This is a genomic window from Iodobacter fluviatilis (assembly GCF_004194535.1).
GTDB classification, from domain to species: domain Bacteria; phylum Pseudomonadota; class Gammaproteobacteria; order Burkholderiales; family Chitinibacteraceae; genus Iodobacter; species Iodobacter fluviatilis_A.
Map to the genome: position 1 here is coordinate 2882798 of NZ_CP025781.1, position 19852 is coordinate 2902649.

Here is a 19852-nt window from a genome sequence, read left to right on the forward strand (position 1 = left end):
TTTGATGCTATTTGCTATCGAAGTTATAAATACCATCCCAGTCTGCTGGTGGTGGGTTTTTTCTAAAGTTTTGAATTCTTTGTAAATATAGTGTGTAAATCTTGCAATCGGTATCTAGTTTTTGCAGATTAAGCAATTGCATTTCGGCTAAATCCCATTCTTGCTTGCGGTATATTTTGAGGCATTCATGAAAGAGGATGAGTACATGGGTGTTATCGGTAGCTAAGGCTTGTGGCTCGTATAGGGTAACGGCATCGTTTTTGCCTAGTACGCGCACTCGATCAACTTCTCGGTAGACCAGATCGGGGGCGGCGTTGCGGGTATATTCACTGACTAAAATACTCACGCCATAGTACTTGGTCAGGCTTTCAATTCTTGAGGCTAAATTAACGGCATCGCCCATCACGGTGTAATTCATTCGAAATTGCGAACCCATATCGCCTACGGTAACCGTGCCGGTATTCACTCCTACCCCAACGGAAATCTCAGGCCAGTTTCGTGCGACAAGCTTAGGGTTGAGTTTATCGATTGCAACTTGAATTTCTAGCGCGGCCAAAACGGCATTTTTGGCATGATCAGGATCAAACACGGGAGCACCCCAAAACGCCATAACGCAATCGCCGATGTATTTATCGATGGTGCCCAAGTGTTGATGGCGAATCACGGTGGAGATTTCGGTTAAAAACTCATTCATAAAGCGGCTTAGTTCGTCAGCGGGCATGCCTTCAGAGATGTGGGTAAAGCTTCTTACATCGGTAAATAGCACGGAGAGCGGCTTGCTTTGGCCTACCATCGTGTATTTTTCTGGATCTTCGCTCATGCGCTCAACTAGCTCTGGCACAACGTATTGCCCAAATAATTGGGTGAGCTGGCGTTTACGGCGGCTTTCAAAGAAATAGCCGTAGGCCATATTAAGGGTATAGAGCCCTATGATCAGCATGAGCGAGGCAGCTAAGGGCATATCTAGATTGGCATAGTGCCACAAGGCAACATTGCCGGCAAAAAGCAGCAGCAATAAAATCAGGCAAGTGATACTGGCAACTAATGGCGAAAATCGAATCAAAAGCCAAACCAGTAGCGGGCCTAAAATCAGCAAGAGTAAAAACTCAGCACCCAATAAATAGCCAGGATGCTGCGGCAGGGTTTGATCCAAAATTGCGGCAATTAAATTGGCGTGTACTTCTACCCCTGCGTAAGCCTCGCCCACGGGGGTGACGCGTAAGTCTTTGAGACCAGGAGCAGTGGTACCTAGCAATACGATGCGATCTTTGAGTGCTCCTTGGCTGACTTTCCCAGAAATAACATCGGTGGCCGATACATAGGGGAAGCTCCCTTCCGGGCCCTTATATGGAATTAACGCCCAGCCATTTTCATTGACGGGTAAGTTTCTATTGCCAAGCTGAAAAGCTTCTAGCGAAAAAGTGCCATCGGCGCTTTCTTCAATAATCGGGTTAAAGTTTTCTTTTCCAAGTGCAATACGCGTTAATGCCAGCCCCAACGCTGGATAATATTGATCGCCAATTCTAGCCACCAGCGGCACACGCCTTGCTACGCCATCTTTATCGACCACAGGTACAAAGTGCCCACCATGACCAGCCGCGGCTTGTAAGTTGGGTAGATTGCCGCCATAGGTTTTGCCGCCCCAAATATGCGTGGCCACATTGGCTAGATCGATCTTGGTAAGGATAGGTGGGGGCAGTGCGCCACTCGAAACCGCTTTAGCTTCATTACTAAAATAAAACCCAGTGACAATTGGGCGGTTACTCAGTGATTTAGCGAAGCGAGCATCGGTGTCTAGCTCAGGAGTAATGCGGGATAATTCAGTTTGGAAAGCGGGATTGTTGCGTAGCTCATTTTGGGCTAAGCGGTGTAACACCGGCAAGCCAGAGCTTTCATCTGGTTCAGCAAAGACCACGTCAAAGCCCAGCGCTTTAATATGGTAATGATCAAACAGCTGATCCACTAATTTAGCTAAATGATCACGCCGCCATGGCCACCGGCCTAGCTCTGCTAGGCTTTTTTCATCGATGTCTACAATAGCAATACGCTGATCAACGCCCCCTGGCATGCTTAGGCGTAAACGTACATCATAAAGATAAACATCGATCTGGCTAAGCGTGGGCAGGCGTGGAGCACCCAGCACATGCATAAAGGCCAGCAGTAGCAGCAGGCTACCGAGTAAAACTTGTGGCAGATATTTGCGTATGCTGGTTTTCATTGTTAAGTGCGGTAGAAGAACATCATTTTGGTGCCAAGCAATTCAATGGTGTCCTCCTCCTGTAGTTGGTATGCTTTGATGCCAATCTCTTTTTGATTCACGCTGGGGTAATGATCGCCTTCCACGTGGGTCAGAAAATAGCCTTGTGGGCGCCTCGTAATCACCGCCACTTGCACGCCGGTTTTGCCGAGTGTAGTGAGGTTTTTGTTGAGCACAAGCTCTTTGCCTGTATTGCCTCCACTGATCACTCTGATAACGCCTAAGCTCGGTGCGGTATGGATGACTTCGGTTTGAGGCTCGATAGATGATTTTGTGGGGTGAGGCGTACTGGGGGTCGCTGCTGGCTTGGGCGCGCTGGCAATAGGCGGGCGTCCAAGCATCATGGTTTTTTCAAAATCAGTATTTTCAGAGGGTTTTTCACTGAAAAAATGCAAAATATGTTTGCCAATCAGAATTTCATCGCCATCTTTTAAGTGCTGTTTTTGTTGCACATCTTGGTTGTTTACTTTAGTGCCATTGGTACTGTTTAGGTCTTCAATAAAGGCCTCGCTGCCCCGCATTGTGAGGATGGCATGCTCACCAGATATCGCAAGGTTATCGATTTGAATGTCATTATTTGGGCGACGGCCAATCGTAAAGATCTCACGATTCAGTTTAATTTCTTTAACTAAGGTTCCATCAAGGCTAAGTACTATTTTTGCCATTATTCTATCTCTTATTTATTTGAATCTAAGCAGTAGCGTGCATCTCTATTTGAATTGCAGCACGCTGGGTGCGAAGTGAAATGAATCTCAACACGGTGTTCAGATTGCACAATACTACTTATTCTATTTAGCTTAAATCATCATTTGTAAGCACCGAAAAAATTCCTTTTAAGCAAACCAAGAGCTCATTTTTGACCAAAGGCCGCTACTGGCAGGAAACTCTGCTTTAATTTTGACTAAGATAGCGGAAATATTGTCTCTACCCCCATGTCATTGGCAAGTTGAACCAATTGTGTAGCGTTAAGCGCTAAGTTATTGTTAAACGCAATGATGGTATCGGCGATGTCGGCATCATCGGCCATATCGCTAAGGCCATCCGAGCAAAACAGATAAATATCACCTGGAAGCACGGGGTATTCGTGTAGCTCGGCTTGCACGCCACTATCGATACCCACGGCACGTGTTACTAAGTTTTTATGCTCTGAATGCTTGGCTTCTTCGCGCGTAATCAAGCCACTATCAATTTGCACTTGTAGATAGGAGTGATCGCGGGTCAGTTGCAAAAATTCATCTGCGCGCAGACGATAAACCCTTGAGTCACCAACATGTGCTATGGCAACTCTAGAGTCGTAAAATAAAGCGCAAATTAGAGTGGTACCCATGCCAGCGCATTGTGGCTGGCTTTGGGCTGTACCATAAATAGATTGATTTGCGTAGTGCACAGCGGCCATCAGCACATCGTGGGCTGCTGGCCATAGGCTATCTGGCCTTTGTAGATGCAATGGAGCGTTGGATTGCATGGCGTCGTGTACAACATGGCAGACCATTTCTACTGCAATACCGCTGGCTACTTCTCCTGCATTATAGCCGCCCATGCCATCAGCCAGTACCACTAAACCTTTTTCGGCATCGAAATGGATGGTGTCTTCATTATGGTCACGGACTAGGCCGGCATCGGTTAATCCGGCCATTTCTAATGCTTGTGAGAGATTAGGCATGTGCTTCTCTGGTTTATAGAGCTGTATTTAACTGAGCCACCATTGCTATCATATAGCTGCTGTTATGGTTATTGGCTATATGGAAAATATTAAGTATTTGCTTCTCTGGCCCTTAGCCCCGCTTCTAGTTTAGCCATTGCTGCCGCAAAGTGTGCGCCAGTTTGAAAGCGGGTTGTTTCATCTTTTTGTAAGGCTTTCATAATAATGGCGGCCAATATGGGGGGGAGTTTGGGGTTTAATAGCCGAGGATCTTGCGGTGTGTCGTTGGCAATTTTATACATCAGCTCCGCCATGGATTCACCGGTAAAAGGCAGGCTGCCGGTACTGAGTTGGTAGAGCATCACGCCGAGTGAGAATAAATCTGAGCGACCATCAATTTTCTTGCCCGATAATTGCTCTGGCGACATATAAGACGGCGTGCCTAGCACCATGCCGGTGCGGGTTTTGCTGGAGTCGGTAATGCGTGCAATCCCAAAGTCAGTGACTTTCACAATTTTTTCGTTTGGCTCATACATAATATTGGCGGGTTTGATATCCCTATGCACCACGTGCTGGCCATGGGCATATTGTAAGGCTTCTGCGACTTGCCTGACGATGCTCGAGTATTCCATTATTGGTAGGAGTTGTGTAGGTTTGGTGTAGGCTAACAGATCTTTACCTTTGAGAAACTCCATGGCGATATAACAAAGATCGTGCTCTTCTCCTGCATCAAAAATGGTGACGATATTAGGGTGATTAAGCCGTCCTGCGGTTTCGGCCTCTCTAAAAAAACGCTGCCTTGCGTCGTCTAGCTGATCGGCTTCAAACTCTTGCGAGAGCGACATGGTTTTAATCGCCACATCTCGGCCAATCTTAGGGTCTTTGCCCAGATAGACAATTCCCATTGCGCCCTTGCCTAATTCTTTCTCTACCTGATAACGCCCTAACATCGGTTTTTCGATACTGCCATCAGTAAGTAGCATGCTGCCATTTACTCCGCCGCCAGAGCCACCCAAGATAACTGTTTCTGACATTTGATGCGCGCGTTTTAACTTGGCTTCTAGATCGCGGTATTTTGGATTATGCCCAGCCATATACTGATAAACCGCTTCGGCCTTATTAAACTGGCGTTTTCTTTCGAAATCTAGTGCTAGGTTATATAAAACGCCCATTAAGCCATCGTCCAAAGGCACTTTAGATAGCTTTTCAAAGGCCATATCGAGCTGCCCTTGACCTTGAAAAGCCATGCCTAACATACGGTTTGATTCAGCAGATTCTGCGCTGGATTTTTCTTCTTTTTGCTCGCTAATCAGATAGCGCTTGGTTGTCAGCAAGCCGTGTCCTAGCAGCAATAAGCTAGCTGGCCCCATGAGATGAATCCATAGCATTGATTGGGTCATCAGCATAAAATGAGTGATGAGCAGCAAGCAAAATAAAATACTGGTGAGAATGGCGGCCGCGCCTGCTTTTAATCTAGGCAGCAGCAGGCAAAGATATAGCGTGATACACAGCGCAAGCCCGAGTGAGAGCAGGCTATTCCAGCTGGGGGATACATAGTAGTGCTGCTGCAATAGGCTAGAGAGCGTATGTGCTGCAATCATCACCGGTGCTTCGGAGGGCGAGATGGGCGTGACTAAAGAGGAGCCGATGCCCAGCGCCGTGGCGCCTATCATCACAATTTTTCCGCGATATTTTTCCAGCGGAATCTTACCAGCTTTGACATCATAAAAAGAATCAACGGGGAACGCTGCCTTGCCGCCGAGGCTAGGATAAAAATAAGGCCGGAATGAGGCATTGCTGCTGATAGGGAGCTTTACATTGGCTAGCGTGATGGATTCGCCCAAGCTGAGCTTGATTTGCTTAGGCGATAAATTGAGGATATTAGCCGCGGTCACTAAGGGGAAGGTCGGGTAGATCTGATCAAAATAGCGTACCGCTAAGGGAATACTGCGCACCACGCCATCATCATCGGGCGTGATGTTTTCGCTACCTATCCCTGCCGCGTTTTCAGCGAGCTTACTTAAAGGCTGCGTCGCACCCTTGGCCGACATAGGCCAGCCGTTGGTGGGATTGCCGCTGGCTTCTAGTTCCCATTTTTTTACTGCGGGCAGGAGCGGTTTATCCGGCTCGCCTTGGGCCTCGCCTAACTCAAACAGCATCGGCAAAATTACATTACCTGCACGGGCAACGCTAAGGCTAAGTTGCTGATCAACATTGAGCTTGCTCTCCGCCTCTTTAAACACCGAGCCCATCGCCGCCCAGGTAACGCTATCAGGGGCGCTGGCGTCTTCTTTATAAAGGCGGTGTAGCTTTTCGATATAGACGAGGCCTTTATCTTGCTGTGGCTCAGTAAAAAACACGCTGGTGGCAATGACCTTGGCTCCAGCGCTCGCCAGCTTATCAATCAACTCGGCATGAATCTCCCGCGACCAAGGCCAGCGGCCAATATTGTCGATACTGGTTTGATCAATGGTAATCACTGCAATCCGCTCGTCTACATTACGGCTCGTTAGCCTCACCCCCGCATCGTAAGCACGTTGCTCTAGGCTGGAAATGAGCGAGGTAAACAGTAAGGTTGCCATATATAGCAAAAACACGGCCAAACCGATCGCCCAGTCTTGCTTCCAAAAGGCCGTTTTCATTGTGGAATTAATATAGAAGTGGACATGCTGGATCTGCGTAGGCTGTCGATATCCTTCTCAATTTAGTAGAAGAAGTCTCATTTTGCTTTCTCTTGGATAAGAAATTTGCAAGCAAAAAAAAGCAAGCCACGTGGCTTGCTTTTAAAAAATTGCTGTTTTTAGCTGCGCTTAGCGTGGCTGTTTACAGTGCAATTTCAATATTATCAATCAGGCGGGTCTGGCCTAGGCGGGCGGCAATAAGGATCACGAGCTGGTGATCACTAACCGCTGCTGGCTTCAAACTGAGGGCGTTGCGCATTTCTACGTAATCAACGTTAACCCAGCCACGGGCGAGCAAGTCGTTTGTTGTTTCTGCGCTGAGGCGCTCGTAATCACGATCGCCTGCTTCAATGGCGGCTTTCATACGGCTGAGGTGATAGTAGATACGCGTGGCTTCTAGCTTATGTTCGGCAGAAAGGTAGCCGTTTCTGGATGACAGCGCTAAGCCGTCGCTGGCGCGGCCTGTATCGACAGCTACAATTTTAACGGCTTGGTTTAAGTCTTCCACCATGCTTTTAATTACAAACAGCTGCTGGTAATCTTTTTTGCCAAAGCACGCCACATTAGGCTGCACAATATTGAAGAGCTTGGTCACCACCGTGGCTACACCACGGAAATGCCCTGGGCGGAATGCGCCGCATAGCTCATCTTGTATCGCAGGTGGCTCAACTTGATACTGCTGAATCACCTTGGGGTAGAGTACTTTTTCATCAGGGGCAAAGATTACATCTACGCCACCTTGGGCGGCAATCAGTGCTGCATCTTGCTCTAAGGTGCGCGGGTAGACTTCAAAATCTTCGCCCTGACCAAATTGCAGGCGGTTCACAAAGATGCTGACTACAATATTTTCAGCCTCTGCACGCGCCGCATCAATTAAGGTCATGTGTCCGGCGTGTAGATTGCCCATGGTTGGCACAAAGGCTACGCTGCCCACTGTGGCACGCCAAGTGCGCAGTTCTTCAATGCTATGGATGATTTTCATAAATAACCGTATTAAAAATGCATATGAGTGCGGGGGGGCTACGCCCTGTATGCGGAGCGTATCGCTTAGGGCGGAGATCCGCGAGATTTAAGGCTAGCTAAAAAAGTTACAAATACATTCAGTGGTCTGTGAAATGGCACCAAACCTTGAACCACAACGCAAAATGAGAGCACAGAGAAAAGCTCAAACAGGGCTTTAATTACTCAGTGAAACTCAGTGTTCTCTGTGGTGGAAGATTTCACTCATTGACCCATTTCTCACCATTTTTTGCTTAGCACTCATAGAGTGAAATCCGCCCAGTGAGATAAAACACCGCCTCATTAAAAGCTATGTTCGTCAGCAGGGAAGGTCATGGCTTTTACCGCTTTTACATAGGCCTCAACTGCGGCTTGAATGCTGTGGCTGCCTGCCATAAAGTTTTTCACGAAGCGCGCTTTTTTGCCTGGGTATACGGCCAGCATGTCGTGCAAGACGAGTACTTGGCCGTCCACATCCACACCTGCACCAATACCGATAGTAGGCACGCTTAACGCCTCGGTAACGGTTTGGGCAACGTGAGCAGGTACCATTTCCATCAGTACCAGCGCAGCGCCTGCGGCTTGGTGGGCGAGGGCATCGCGTTTGAGCACTTCGGCATCAAATTCGCTTTTACCTTGCACCTTATAACCGCCGTAGACATTGACTGATTGCGGTTGTAGGCCAATATGAGTGCAAACGGGGATGCCACGGTTAGCTAAGAAATCTACTGTTTCGGCCATAATCATGCCGCCTTCAAGCTTCACCATTTCAGCACCCGCAGCCATCAATTTGGCGGCGCTTACATAGGCTTGCTGAGGGGATACTTGATAGCTACCAAAGGGCAAGTCAGCTAAAACCAAAGCATCTTTGCTGCCACGGGCTACACAGCGGGTGTGGTAAACCATATCTTCTAAGCTAACAGGCAGGGTAGAGCTGTGCCCTTGAATAACGTTGCCGAGTGAATCGCCAACCAACAGAATTTCTACCCCAGCATCGTCTAAAAGCGTAGCAAAGCTGGCGTCATAGCAAGTGAGCATGGTGATTTTTTGCCCAGCTTGCTTCATATTCTGCAAGGTACTAACGGTGGTTTTCATGGTATTAGATGGTCCATGGGAGTTTGGCGTTGATGACGCAATGCAGCAAGTCTACCTCAGAGGCTTACTCTCTGTAAGTACGGAAAGTTGTTGATCAGCAAGCAGAGCTAAAAAATCGGCCGCTGGGCCAAGACCGCTAATGCTGATATCAGGGGCGATTTCTAATAATGGGCGTAAGACAAAGGCGCGTTGATGCATGCGTGGATGCGGCACAATCAGATGATCTTGCATAATACGGGCGTCGCCATAGAGCAGTAAATCTAGATCTAGCGTGCGGGGCGCATCTTGAAAGGTGCGTTGCCGGCCGCATTGCGCTTCAATTTCTAGCAGAGAGTGCAGCAGTTGGGCTGCACTTAAGCGCGTTTCAAGCTGGGCGACGGCGTTGATAAAATCAGGCTGATCGGTGTAACCAACGGCTTTGCTACTATAAAAGCTGGATTGCAGCAGCAGCTGGCTATCAGGCAAGGCGGCTATTAGGGCCAAGGCTTCTTGCAGCTGTTTGACTGGGTTGCCAAGATTGGCACCGAGAGCCACAAAAGCGATCGTACTCATTGGATATCCGTAAAAAACTAAACCCCAACCTAGGGTCTGTTGATGTTTCATTCGCCATTGCGCTGAGCCGGAAAACGGCCAAGCACAAGGCATGTGACGAAGGCAATAACGGGTTATTGTCGAGGAGCATAACGCAGTGAATGGCCATTTTCCGGCTCAGCCCTTCGGGTTTAGCACACTTTTGGGGCTGCACAGCGTTAAAAATCGCTGATGGTACGTGTACCATATCGCAATTTTCTCCTTGTTCAGCCCCAAAACTGGGCCAAACGCAGCCGTGAATGAAACGTCAACAGACCCTAACATCACAGCGTTTAGATGAATAGGGCGTTTTATAACAAACGCGAGTCAACGCTGTGATTAAAGATTTGGGGCTTTTCTTGGTTTAGAAAGCTTTATTCTGCCTTAGGGGCGGTCGGCTTACGGCGGCGGCGTTTACGCGAGGCGGTGCTACTGGCTGCAGGCTTGCCGTTATCGGCGGCTGCTGTCATCAGGGTGACACGCTCATCTTCGCTGGCATTTTGAAAGCGAGTCCACCAGTCGCCGAGTGATTTTTCCACCATGCCACACTCAACGCGCAGCATGAGGAAATCATAAGCGGCCCTAAAGCGTTGCTGCTCCATCAAGCGCCACGGGCGTGTGCCAACACGCTGCTCAAAACGCGGTTGCAATAGCCAGATTTCTTTCATGGCTGCGCCGTAGCGATTCGGAATCGCCATGCGTTTTTGCACCTTGTCTTCCACGGTGTTCATCGCTTCAACGAGCGCTGGTACGGGGTATTCGCCTGCGGCTTGGCGTTTAATCCAATCTGCTTCTACCTCATGCCATAGCAGTGCTGCAAACAAAAATCCGGCCGAAACTGGCTTGTCTTCGTGTAGGCGCTGATCGGTGTTTTCTAGCGCGATACGCAAAAACTTGCTTGTTTCAGGCTTGGAAAGCAGCTTATCTAAGAGCGGGAATAGCAGCTTATGTAGGCCGTTTTCACGCAGCGCCATCAGGCAAGCCCAAGCGCTCCCTGATAAGAGCAACTTCATCATTTCATCAAATAAACGCGCTTGTGGAATGTTTTCCAGCAGCTTGGCGTGAATTAGAATCGGTGTTTTTGTGGCTGGCGCAATGGTCAGGCCCAGTTTGGCCGACAGGCGAATAGCACGCAGCATGCGTACCGGATCTTCGCGGTAGCGCAAATCTGGATCACCAATCATGGTGAGGCGTTTGTTTTCTAGATCAGCCACGCCGTGGTGGAAATCTAAAATTTCTTCGCTGCGTGGGTTGTAATAAAGCGCGTTGACGGTGAAATCACGTCGTGAAGCGTCTTCTTCAATATTGCCGTAAGCGTTGTCACGCAGGATGCGGCCAGAGGCATCGGTAGGGGCTTCACTGGCACCGCGAAAGGTGGTGACTTCGATGATTTCCTCACCAAAAGGCACATGCACAATGCGAAAGCGGCGGCCAATAATGCGCGAGCGATGAAACACATGCCGCACCTGTTCTGGCGTGGCGCTGGTGGCAACGTCAAAATCTTTGGGTGATTTTTCCAGCATCAAATCGCGTATTGCGCCGCCCACGATGTAGGCTTCAAAGCCAGCATCTTGCAGACGGTCACACACTTTAAGTGCGCCAGAATGAAGTTGGTCACGGCGAATGCCGTAGTGTTTTGCGTGAAGCACACGTTTGCCTGGGCGGCGTAAAACTTTGCCGATCAATTTACGAATCATCTTTGAACCAAGTAAGTGCGAATTGCGAAGCGTCCGGCGGCATTATACAGACCTTCGCCCTTATGTCTGATAAAGCCGTTGGCAATTGTTTTGTGGGCGATGGGATCAAGGCCATTTTACCGTTACTGCTACGCCGATTTATATCCGATCTGTAGCTGTTGCTTATTTAATAAATGCAGCATGCTAGCAGCCTGTCGGACTTAAGACTGATCTACTACGGAAAAGCCGGATTTGGCTATATTTCACGCATTTTCTCGTTGAATAGCCAGCTATTCGCCTCAAAAACCCGCGAAATCTGTCTCAAACCGGTCTTTCCCTCGCTACGATCGCTTAAGCCCGACAGGCTGCTAGCCATTCAATCATGCAAGTTATTTGTAAACTATAGAGTGAACTATGCCTACTTATTCATACTGTTTAGTCAATGTCTTTGCTGAGGATTTTTTTGCAGGTAATCAGCTTGCTGTGTTTACCAATGCTACGGGGCTGGATGAGGCCACAATGCAATTGTTGGCGACTCAGCTTAATTTATCCGAAACCACCTTTGTTTTCCCATCTCAAGTGGCCAGTGCCAAAGTTAAAATCTTTACCCCAACCAATGAAATGGCTTTTGCTGGCCACCCTAGTTTAGGTACGGCAGTGGTGATTAGGGATGGGCGTACTGAGGTTTCTTTAGAATTAAAAGCGGGGATTATTCCGCTACGTTTTAATGGGGATATCGCGACCTTAACGGCGAATCCGGCCACACACCGTGCTGGCCCACTTGCATCAGATTTATCACAAGCACTGGGTTTGCCCTTGAGTGCCTTTAGCGAACCGGCTCAATTTGTAGATAGCGGCACCGAGCAGCTGATCGTGCCTTTAAAAACGGTTGATGATGTTATGGCATGCCAGCCTGCAGCACAGTTTTTTAGGGATGTGGTGCTGCAAGGCCGCAATCGTGATGGCACCTTGGTTTGGGCTTGGCAAAATGGCGAAATTGTCGCCCGTTATTTTTGGACGAAGCACGGGCAGGTCATGGAAGACAACGGTACTGGCTCCGCCTGCGCTAATTTGGGGGCTTATTTACTTAAGCAAGGCGTGCAGCTGCCTTTTGCGGCAACCATGATACAAGGGCATAAAGTGGGCCGATTAGCGCATTTACGTTTGAGTATTACGGTGGATCGTCAAGTAGAGGTCGGTGGGCGGGTTGTGAATATCGGGCGAGGAGAGTTTGATCTTTAGCCAACTTTTACACCGTTAGGCTTACTTACATGTAGCCATGAAATACGGGAATTCCATGCTTACGCAATGGCCAGTACAAAGATTGGCAAATTATTACCTGAAAGATCAAAGCATAATCTGCAAGGTAGGCAGTTATCAGCCGCTGCTTGCCTTTATAATCTTATTTTTCTAAGCCTCGATAGAAATCGCCCGCCATGATCTCCCGTCTTTCTGTACCTATTATTTTTTCCCTCTTAATCGCAACTTCTGCTCAGGCTTTTGTACCGCCGGTGCCGGATATTGCTGCTAAGGCTTATTTACTCACTGATTATCAAAGCGGCATTCAACTTGCCGGGCGTGATCCAGATTCGCGTGTTGAGCCTGCTTCTTTAACTAAGCTGATGACGGCTTATCTCACTTTTAAATTTGTGAAAGAAGGTAAGTTAAAGCTTGATCAGCAGCTCACCGTTTCGGATAAAGGCTGGCGCACCGAAGGTTCGCGCATGTTCCTTGATCCTAAAAAGCCTGCCTCTGTAGATGATTTGATTAAGGGCATGATTGTTCAGAGCGGTAACGATGCTTGCGTTACCTTGGCCGAAGCCATTGCCGGTAGCGAAGAAGTTTTTGCTCAGTTGATGACGCGTGAAGCCAAGCGCCTTGGCATGACTGGCACTAATTTTAAAAACAGCACCGGCTTGCCTGATCCTGATCACTATATGACCGTAGCCGATTTGGCTAAGCTTGCCGCGGCTATAATCCATGACTTTCCTGAGTTTTACCCTATCTACTCAATGAAGGAATTCGCCTACAACAATATCAAGCAGCCTAACCGCAATTTGCTGCTGTATCGCGATCCTTTTGTAGATGGGATGAAGACGGGCCATACCGCCAGCGCAGGGTACAACTTGGTGGCCTCTACTAAGCGTGATGGTCGTCGTTTGATCTCGGTTGTGGTAGGTGCAGCTAGCGATGAAGTGCGTGCTAGCGAATCTAGCAAATTACTTAACTGGGGTATTCAGTTCCAAGAAACCCCGCGTTTATATGCTGCCAAGCAGGCTGTTTCTAATGTGGCGGTTTGGAAAGGTCAGTTAGATAAAGTAAATGTGGGCTTTTTAGCAGACCGCTTTATCACCGTGCCGCGCGGTGATGCTAAAAATCTGAAAATGGCCTTTACCAGCACCCAGCCTTTGATTGCCCCGATTAAAATCGGCCAAAATGTGGGTAAATTGGCGGTAAGTTTAAACGGTAAGCAGCTAGTTGAATTGCCGGTAGTGGCCTTGGAAGAAGTACCTGAAGCCAATATCTTTGGCCGCGCATGGGATTCGATCCGTATGTGGTTTAAATCTATTTTTGGTTGATTTAAAAGATTTGTAGGCACAGAGAACGGTGAGAACACAGAGCGTACTGAGGTGAACCGAGCAGGTGAGTAGGGAGTAGGGCGATATATACGAGCCAGTACTCGATCCGTATTCATTTCCAGCGTGCCGAAACTCGTCATTCCCGCATGCCTTTGGCGGGAATCCAGCTACGCTGCTGGATCCCCGATAAAAACACTCGGGGATGGCTGTGTTGATATGCCCCTTAGGGATTTATTTCAAATCACATCCTTAAAAAGGCTTTCCCCCGTCTTCTGTGTTCTTTGTGTCCTCTGTGTTTACAGAACTTTTTGAAGTTTTTTTTGGAGATACTTTATGGATTTCCCTCCCCTTGTTGGTTTTCTAAATGGCCGCTTTGCGCCGTTGGCCGATTTGCAGATTTCTGTTTTAGATCGCGGATTTTTGTTTGGTGATGGCGTCTATGAAGCAATCCCTATCTACAATCGTTACCCTCTAAGGCTGACCGAACATCTATGCCGCTTGGCAGTAAGTTTGGCGGCGATTAATATGCCCAACCCTTATGGCGAGGCAGAATGGTTGAGCTTTATTCATGCTTTGATTCAAGAGCAGCCTTTTAGCGATCAAAGTGTGTATGTGCAAGTCACCCGTGGGCCTGCTTTTCCGCGTAATCATGCTTTTCCAGTTGCAACCGAGCCAACAGTATTTATGTTTGCCGACGAATTATTGCCACCAAGTAAAGAGGCGGTAACAAAGGGTGTGGCTGCGGTGTCTGCTACTGATATTCGCTGGCTGCAATGCAATATCAAGGCGATTTCACTGCTGGCGAATGTATTATTAAAGCAGCAGGCAGTGGATGCAGGCGTGGCTGAAACCATTCTTTTTCGAGGCGGCTACTTGCAAGAGGGCGCCTCCAGCAACATCTTAATAGTGAAAGAGGGCGTATTACTAGCCCCGCCCCAAGCAATCTAATGCTTACGGGGATTACTTATGATTTGGTGATTGAGTTAGCTAAGCAGCATAATATGCCGCTTGAAGTGCGCGCCATCCTTCAGCAAGAAGTGCTGGATGCCGATGAAATATGGCTGACTTCCTCTTCTAAAGAAGTGTTGGCTGTGGTGTCTTTAGATGGCAAGCCCGTTGCAAATGGCTTGCCAGGGCCGCTTTACCAAATGATGTACGATTATTTTCAAGTGTTTAAAAATGAGGCAATGCGCCTCGGTAAGGATAAGTAAATGAGTCAGGAAGCCCCCAATCTTGCCGATCTAGTTGAGTTTCCGGCCGAGTTGCCGATGAAAGCGATCAGCCACAAAGACGTACCGCACGAAGAATTTCATGCCGCTGTGAAAGAGCTGGCGGTATTACATATCACTGCGTTTAAAGAAGAATGGATTTCGGTGCGCACCAGCAGCGGTGGCAGTTTTATTTCAGTTACGTTATCGGCCACTTACCAATCTGCAGACGAAGTGAATGCGCTAGATACCGCTCTGCGTGCGCATCCGCTCGTGAAGATGGTGATGTGAGTGCCTGAACTCATTGTGAAGCAGCTGGGCATGGTGGAGTACGAGCCAACTTGGCGGGCCATGCAGGCTTTTACTGATAGCAGAACTGCTGAAACCAGCGATGAAATCTGGCTGGTGGAGCATCCACCGGTTTATACCCAAGGCCAAGCGGGCAAGCCCGAGCATCTGCTTGCCGCAACGGATATCCCCGTGGTGCAGATTGATCGGGGCGGTCAGGTTACTTACCACGGCCCTGGCCAAGTGGTGGCCTACGTGCTGCTGGATGTGCGCCGCCTAGGCATTGGCGTGCGTGAGCTGGTCAGAAAACTCGAGCAAAGCGTCATCGATACCCTTGCTGATTACGGCATTATTGCTTATGGCAAGGTCGATGCGCCTGGCGTGTATGTTCATCCGGAGTTAGGCGAAGCAAAAATTGCCTCGCTAGGATTACGGATTCGCAATGGTTGCTGCTTTCACGGTTTAGCACTGAATGTGAATATGGATTTAACGCCATTTGATTGGATTAATCCCTGTGGCTATGCCGGTATGAGGGTGACTCAATTGGCCGATTTTGTGGCCGATGCGACATCAGCGGCAATTGCCGGTAAACTTGCCGAAAAAATCACGCAACAAATCAAACCCTTAACAGAGTAGGGTTATCCTGCTCAGCTAGCGATCCTCCATGACTCAAGACACTAAACAGCCATCGAAAGAAGTGGGCGTTAAGCTCAAGGGCGAAGCCAAAACGGCCCGCATACCCATTAAGATTGTGCAGCTTGATCAGCGCATCAAAAAGCCCGATTGGATTCGCGTACAAGCGCCCTCTTTAAATGGCCGCTTTGGTGAAATCAAGCAAATTCTGCGTAGCCAAAAGCTGCACACGGTGTGCGAAGAAGCCGCCTGTCCTAATATTGGCGAGTGCTTTGGTAAAGGCACCGCCACCTTTATGATCATGGGCGATATCTGCACCCGTCGCTGCCCGTTTTGCGATGTGGGTCATGGCCGCCCTAATCCGCTCGATGCGCAAGAGCCGCTGCATTTGGGCGAAACCATCGCCGCGCTTAAGCTTAAATACGTGGTGATTACCTCGGTTGACCGCGATGATTTAAGGGATGGCGGTGCACAGCATTTTGTGGATTGCATTACTCAATCGCGCCTGCAATCGCCTAGTACTCAGGTTGAAGTATTGGTACCGGATTTCCGTGGCCGTTTGGATATTGCGCTGGATCTATTCAAGCAGGCGCTGCCGGATGTGTTGAACCACAATCTGGAAACCGCTCCCCGCCTGTATAAACAAGCACGCCCTGGCTCGGATTACCAGCATTCCTTAGATTTATTAAAGCGTTTCAAAGCCATGTACCCTAACGTGCGGACCAAATCCGGCATTATGGTGGGCCTAGGCGAAACCGATGAAGAAGTCATCCAAGTGATGCACGATCTGCGTGCCCACGATGTAGACATGATCACCATCGGTCAATACCTGCAACCTACCGCTACTGGTCACTTGCCGGTGCTGCGCTATGTGCACCCAGATCAGTTTAAAGTGTTTGAAAAACTCGCTTACGAGCTGGGCTTTAAACACGCCGCTGTGGGCGCAATGGTGCGATCGAGCTACCATGCAGATGAACAAGCGCATGGTGCAGGGGTTTAATCCTCGCCAGCTTTAAAAACGTCACCCAGTGCAGGTGGCGTTTTTTTTGGCCCTTAGATTAATTTGACTCAACGCTTGCATCTGCAAAGCCGCGTAAAATCAGCTTTTTGGTTCTGGCAAAGATCATGACACTTAATAGCTACGCAATACTTCGCGCCGTGCATGTGGTCTCTGTATTGCTCTGGATAGGGGGTGTGGCTTTTGTCACGCTGGTGCTGCTGCCTGCATTGCGCCGCCATCAGCAGGATTACGCCACCTTTGAGCTGCTTGAGCATCGTTTTGGCAATCAAGCCAAGCTGATGACACAGCTGGCCATGCTGTCTGGTGTGGCGATGCTGTGGCTGACGGATAGTTGGAGCCGCTTGCAAGATAGTTGGTGGTTGTGGGCGATGATCCTTACTTGGGCTGTCTTTACCCTGATGCTGTTTGTGCTGGAGCCATTTGTCATTCACCGTTGGCTACATCGGCGTGCCCAGCAAGATCCACAGGGTACTTTGCGACTATTGCAACGCTTGCACTATATTTTGCTGGCCTTGGGGCTGATTGCTACATTGGGTGGTGTGCTGGGCGCACATGGCGGGGCTTGGTTTTGATGGTGGTACTTTGTGTGAGGCTGTGAAAGCCTTATGTGCGCTAAGAAGAATCAAAAATAATGCTTTTTAGCGCCTTAGATGCGTTGATTTAGGTGTGGTATTTCAGTGAAGACGGCCCTTTCTTGAGCGGCAAAGAAAGGAGATAAAGCAGGCTGTCCCGCCCCGCACGAAACCGCTTTCTCACGGATACTCGCCTCGGCGACCAAGGCTGCTAGTAGTGAACGAAACTTGCTCGCCACGGATAGTGAAGTGCTTACGTCAGTGGCTCGGGGTTTGCTTGTTTTCTTGGTTGTTCAAGAATGCAAGCACCTTGCGGGGGGCCGCACCAAAATCAAATGTGCTTAAGGCACTAAAAAGATAAGCACTGTGTAACATCATTGCATATAAATTAATGACGGTTTATCTACCAGCGTGATGTTGGCTGGACTCTGCGTTACATAGACACACATAGGATTTAAAACATGAATAAATTTTTGCTTGTTATGTTGTTTGCGCTGACCAGCCTGATGTCTCATGCTGATTTGCTCGATACGATTAAAGCACGAGGGACTTTGGTTGCTGGCGTGCGCGCAGATATCCCTCCTTTTGGGCAAAGAAATAAAAACCAAACGGTGTCTGGTTACGATGTGGATTTTGCGGGTGCGATAGCGAAGAAGTTGGGTGTAAAACTGTTAGTCCAGGATTTGGATCCGAATGACCGCATTGCTGCCGTTAAATCGGGGAAGGTTGATATCTTGGTTGCTACTTTAGTAAAAACGGCTGAACGTGAGCGTGAAGTAAGTTGTAGCAATGGATATTTTGTTGCTGCGGTGAAAGTATTATCAAAGAAAGGTAAGTTTCCTTCGGCAGAGTCTTTGGTTAATGCCAAGATTGGCGTGACACGCGGCACACCATACGTAGAATTTGTGCGTAAACAATACCCTAATGCGACAGTCATTGTTTTTGAGGATAGCCCTGAAGCGATCAGTTCTTTAACTGATGGGAAAATTGATGCGGTGGTGGATGCTGAGCCTGTTTTAGCCGGTTTATTAAGCAAGATGTCTAATCGTACTCAGTTTGAAGTATCGACTTACGCAAATGCGACTGAAATTTATACGATCGCGGTTAAGTTAGGTGAAAAACGGTTGCTGGGTGTGATTAATGAAACACTGATTGAAATGGAAAAAATCGGCGAGGCTGAGCGTATTTTTAATCAATGGTTTGGGCCAAAAACAGCCACTCCACTTCCGCGTACTTTTAAAATTTTTGGTTAATAGACCCTAGCAGCCTGTCCGGCTTTTCCGTAGTAGATCAGTCTTAAGTCCGACAGGCTGCTAGAGCGCGAGGAGAACTGTGGGCATAGTGCAATGATCCTTATCTGGGCGGCAAATTGACTGGTGGCAAAGCCGCTCAATGCTCAGAAAAAAGGGCCTTTTATTATGGCGATTTCGGTGAATCAGCATCTACGCTGGTGATTTCCGATGAGCTGCTTGCGTTTACGGGAGTGGCGGCGGTAGGTTGTTTGCACCAAGTGTTTATTGCTGGTGGAAAAAAATCCAAAGAGCTCATCATGTTTCATTGAGTTAATGCGATTTTTGGCAATGTAAAAATCAGTCTTTCTGGGGCGCCTAACTCGTTTGCGTTTCTTATCGCTTCAATCGTCGTTTCAACTTGAAAAGGCTTACGGATAGCGAGCGTAACTTGCTCGTCACGGACAGAGAATCGACAGGGTAAGAAAACAGAGATAGGCCACGATTACTCTCCTCGTGAAAGGGTATAGATTTTCAAAGCTAATTCTTTGCCCAGCCAGTTGGCACCATTGGTGTGAGCTTCTATATCGTCGCTTAACTCTGGGTGGATCAATATGGATAGTTCACCACGCTGCGCTTCAAGCAGGGCGCGGACTTCGCTTAGTAAGCTTTCATCAAAATTGATTTCAAACATCGCCTGAGTATGCGGGCCAACTTCGCGATGAATTAATTCCCCCATCCAGCAATCAGCACTTAATGCAGCTCGAAGCCGGGCGTGCAGCTTTTCTGCGGCGATGATTTGCTCGGGTAAAAAATAAACGTGGGCGTGATAGATAACAGACATATAAAAATCCGTAAGTATGGCTTATCGATTCAAGGCGGCGAATTATGCGGTATTTATACAGTTAAATGGCATATTTTATGTTTGGTGTAAGGTTGTAAGCCGTATGGTTTTTCTTCGGCTATATCTGAGTTAATAGTTTAAAACTGAAATCTAGGTTTTTTTATTAGCAAACAGTTGGGAATGCAATAAACGCGCTCTTTGCACGGGGCTTTAGTGTCCCCTTGAAGCACGCCGAAGCAAGGAACAAGCGGGCGGGGTTTCGGCGAGGATGTTTGAGCGAAGCGAGTCCCGCAGCCGCCGCCTCGATTGTCCGCAGTGAGGGGGGTCGTGCTGGCCAAGGTCGCCTTCTTTGGCTTCGTTTCTTGGCGAAGCAAGAAAGGAAGGCCCCCGCGGTGGCAACCGCTCCAAAATCGATGTGCCGTAGGCATAAAAAGTAAGCGGATTACCGCTTTGCTCTCTACAGCGTAATTTGTCTGCAAAAACGCTCAGACTTATTACGGCCTAGCAGCCTGTCGGACTTAAGCGATCGTAGCGAGGGAAAGACCGGTTTGAGACAGA

17 protein-coding genes and 1 pseudogene are annotated in these 19852 nt (G+C 48.5%); 9 read left to right on the forward strand and 9 right to left on the reverse strand.

Annotated elements, in window-relative coordinates:
- Nucleotides 1-7: 7 nt before the first annotated feature.
- The 8 genes from C1H71_RS12770 to pcnB form a co-directional block, all read right to left on the reverse strand.
- Nucleotides 8-2218 (reverse strand): CHASE2 domain-containing protein, encoded by a 2211-nt coding sequence (locus C1H71_RS12770; RefSeq protein WP_223145863.1) that lies wholly within the window; start codon nucleotides 2216-2218, stop codon nucleotides 8-10.
- 2 nt (nucleotides 2219-2220) lie between these two features.
- Nucleotides 2221-2922, reverse strand: a complete 702-nt coding sequence (locus tag C1H71_RS12775; protein WP_130106881.1) for an FHA domain-containing protein — start codon at nucleotides 2920-2922, stop codon at nucleotides 2221-2223.
- 236 nt (nucleotides 2923-3158) lie between these two features.
- Nucleotides 3159-3920 (reverse strand): PP2C family protein-serine/threonine phosphatase, encoded by a 762-nt coding sequence (locus tag C1H71_RS12780; protein ID WP_223145864.1) that lies wholly within the window; start codon nucleotides 3918-3920, stop codon nucleotides 3159-3161.
- Between the two features lie 89 nt (nucleotides 3921-4009).
- Entirely contained in the window at nucleotides 4010-6541 is a 2532-nt protein-coding gene (locus C1H71_RS12785; RefSeq protein ID WP_130106882.1) for a CHASE2 domain-containing serine/threonine-protein kinase, read from the reverse strand.
- A gap of 181 nt (nucleotides 6542-6722) precedes the next feature.
- Entirely contained in the window at nucleotides 6723-7562 is an 840-nt protein-coding gene (panC, locus tag C1H71_RS12790; protein ID WP_130106883.1) for a pantoate--beta-alanine ligase, read from the reverse strand.
- 320 nt (nucleotides 7563-7882) lie between these two features.
- Nucleotides 7883-8674 (reverse strand): 3-methyl-2-oxobutanoate hydroxymethyltransferase, encoded by a 792-nt coding sequence (panB, locus tag C1H71_RS12795; RefSeq protein ID WP_130106884.1) that lies wholly within the window; start codon nucleotides 8672-8674, stop codon nucleotides 7883-7885.
- Between the two features lie 51 nt (nucleotides 8675-8725).
- The gene (folK, locus tag C1H71_RS12800; RefSeq protein WP_130106885.1) at nucleotides 8726-9226 is read right to left on the reverse strand and encodes a 2-amino-4-hydroxy-6-hydroxymethyldihydropteridine diphosphokinase; all 501 of its coding nucleotides are present in this window, start codon (nucleotides 9224-9226) and stop codon (nucleotides 8726-8728) included.
- 392 nt (nucleotides 9227-9618) lie between these two features.
- Nucleotides 9619-10941, reverse strand: coding sequence for a polynucleotide adenylyltransferase PcnB (gene pcnB / locus C1H71_RS12805; protein ID WP_130106886.1), 1323 nt, complete (start codon nucleotides 10939-10941; stop codon nucleotides 9619-9621).
- A 393-nt stretch (nucleotides 10942-11334) separates the two neighbouring features.
- Here pcnB and C1H71_RS12810 point away from each other — a divergent pair, with 393 nt between their 5' ends.
- The 9 genes and pseudogenes from C1H71_RS12810 to C1H71_RS12850 all read left to right on the forward strand — a co-directional run bounded on the left by C1H71_RS12810 (nucleotide 11335) and on the right by C1H71_RS12850 (nucleotide 18782).
- Nucleotides 11335-12162: a PhzF family phenazine biosynthesis protein gene (locus tag C1H71_RS12810; protein ID WP_130106887.1), complete on the forward strand. Its 828-nt coding sequence runs from the start codon at nucleotides 11335-11337 to the stop codon at nucleotides 12160-12162.
- Between the two features lie 194 nt (nucleotides 12163-12356).
- Nucleotides 12357-13499, forward strand: coding sequence for a D-alanyl-D-alanine carboxypeptidase family protein (locus C1H71_RS12815; RefSeq protein WP_130106888.1), 1143 nt, complete (start codon nucleotides 12357-12359; stop codon nucleotides 13497-13499).
- 333 nt (nucleotides 13500-13832) lie between these two features.
- Nucleotides 13833-14710: pseudogene (locus C1H71_RS12820) on the forward strand (D-amino acid aminotransferase).
- Complete coding sequence (locus C1H71_RS12825) at nucleotides 14711-14998, forward strand: YbeD family protein (RefSeq protein ID WP_130106889.1); 288 nt, start codon at nucleotides 14711-14713, stop codon at nucleotides 14996-14998. It abuts the pseudogene before it with no gap.
- Nucleotides 14999-15631 carry a lipoyl(octanoyl) transferase LipB gene (gene lipB / locus C1H71_RS12830; RefSeq protein WP_188053254.1) on the forward strand — a complete coding sequence of 211 codons (633 nt, stop codon included), beginning with the start codon at nucleotides 14999-15001 and terminating at the stop codon, nucleotides 15629-15631.
- Between the two features lie 28 nt (nucleotides 15632-15659).
- Nucleotides 15660-16628, forward strand: coding sequence for a lipoyl synthase (gene lipA, locus C1H71_RS12835; protein ID WP_130106890.1), 969 nt, complete (start codon nucleotides 15660-15662; stop codon nucleotides 16626-16628).
- A 125-nt stretch (nucleotides 16629-16753) separates the two neighbouring features.
- Nucleotides 16754-17221, forward strand: coding sequence for a hypothetical protein (locus C1H71_RS12840; protein WP_130106891.1), 468 nt, complete (start codon nucleotides 16754-16756; stop codon nucleotides 17219-17221).
- Between the two features lie 461 nt (nucleotides 17222-17682).
- On the forward strand, nucleotides 17683-18474 hold the full coding sequence (locus tag C1H71_RS12845; protein WP_130106892.1) for a transporter substrate-binding domain-containing protein: 792 nt from the start codon (nucleotides 17683-17685) through the stop codon (nucleotides 18472-18474).
- A 116-nt stretch (nucleotides 18475-18590) separates the two neighbouring features.
- Nucleotides 18591-18782, forward strand: coding sequence for a hypothetical protein (locus tag C1H71_RS12850; RefSeq protein WP_130106893.1), 192 nt, complete (start codon nucleotides 18591-18593; stop codon nucleotides 18780-18782).
- 173 nt (nucleotides 18783-18955) lie between these two features.
- Here C1H71_RS12850 and C1H71_RS12855 read toward each other — a convergent pair whose 3' ends face one another.
- A complete protein-coding gene (locus C1H71_RS12855; RefSeq protein ID WP_130106894.1) occupies nucleotides 18956-19294 on the reverse strand; it encodes a DOPA 4,5-dioxygenase family protein in 339 nt (112 codons plus the stop codon).
- Nucleotides 19295-19852: the final 558 nt, after the last annotated feature.

Coding starts and splice junctions, on each gene's coding strand:
- C1H71_RS12855 (WP_130106894.1), bottom strand. CDS start 19,294: ATGTCTGTTATCTATCACGCCCACGTTTATTTTTTACCCGAGCAAATC.
- C1H71_RS12785 (WP_130106882.1), bottom strand. CDS start 6,541: ATGAAAACGGCCTTTTGGAAGCAAGACTGGGCGATCGGTTTGGCCGTG.
- C1H71_RS12775 (WP_130106881.1), bottom strand. CDS start 2,922: ATGGCAAAAATAGTACTTAGCCTTGATGGAACCTTAGTTAAAGAAATT.
- C1H71_RS12780 (WP_223145864.1), bottom strand. CDS start 3,920: ATGCCTAATCTCTCACAAGCATTAGAAATGGCCGGATTAACCGATGCC.
- C1H71_RS12840 (WP_130106891.1), top strand. CDS start 16,754: ATGACACTTAATAGCTACGCAATACTTCGCGCCGTGCATGTGGTCTCT.
- C1H71_RS12825 (WP_130106889.1), top strand. CDS start 14,711: ATGAGTCAGGAAGCCCCCAATCTTGCCGATCTAGTTGAGTTTCCGGCC.
- lipA (WP_130106890.1), top strand. CDS start 15,660: ATGACTCAAGACACTAAACAGCCATCGAAAGAAGTGGGCGTTAAGCTC.
- C1H71_RS12770 (WP_223145863.1), bottom strand. CDS start 2,218: ATGAAAACCAGCATACGCAAATATCTGCCACAAGTTTTACTCGGTAGC.
- pcnB (WP_130106886.1), bottom strand. CDS start 10,941: ATGATTCGTAAATTGATCGGCAAAGTTTTACGCCGCCCAGGCAAACGT.
- panB (WP_130106884.1), bottom strand. CDS start 8,674: ATGAAAACCACCGTTAGTACCTTGCAGAATATGAAGCAAGCTGGGCAA.
- C1H71_RS12845 (WP_130106892.1), top strand. CDS start 17,683: ATGAATAAATTTTTGCTTGTTATGTTGTTTGCGCTGACCAGCCTGATG.
- panC (WP_130106883.1), bottom strand. CDS start 7,562: ATGAAAATCATCCATAGCATTGAAGAACTGCGCACTTGGCGTGCCACA.
- C1H71_RS12815 (WP_130106888.1), top strand. CDS start 12,357: ATGATCTCCCGTCTTTCTGTACCTATTATTTTTTCCCTCTTAATCGCA.
- C1H71_RS12810 (WP_130106887.1), top strand. CDS start 11,335: ATGCCTACTTATTCATACTGTTTAGTCAATGTCTTTGCTGAGGATTTT.
- folK (WP_130106885.1), bottom strand. CDS start 9,226: ATGAGTACGATCGCTTTTGTGGCTCTCGGTGCCAATCTTGGCAACCCA.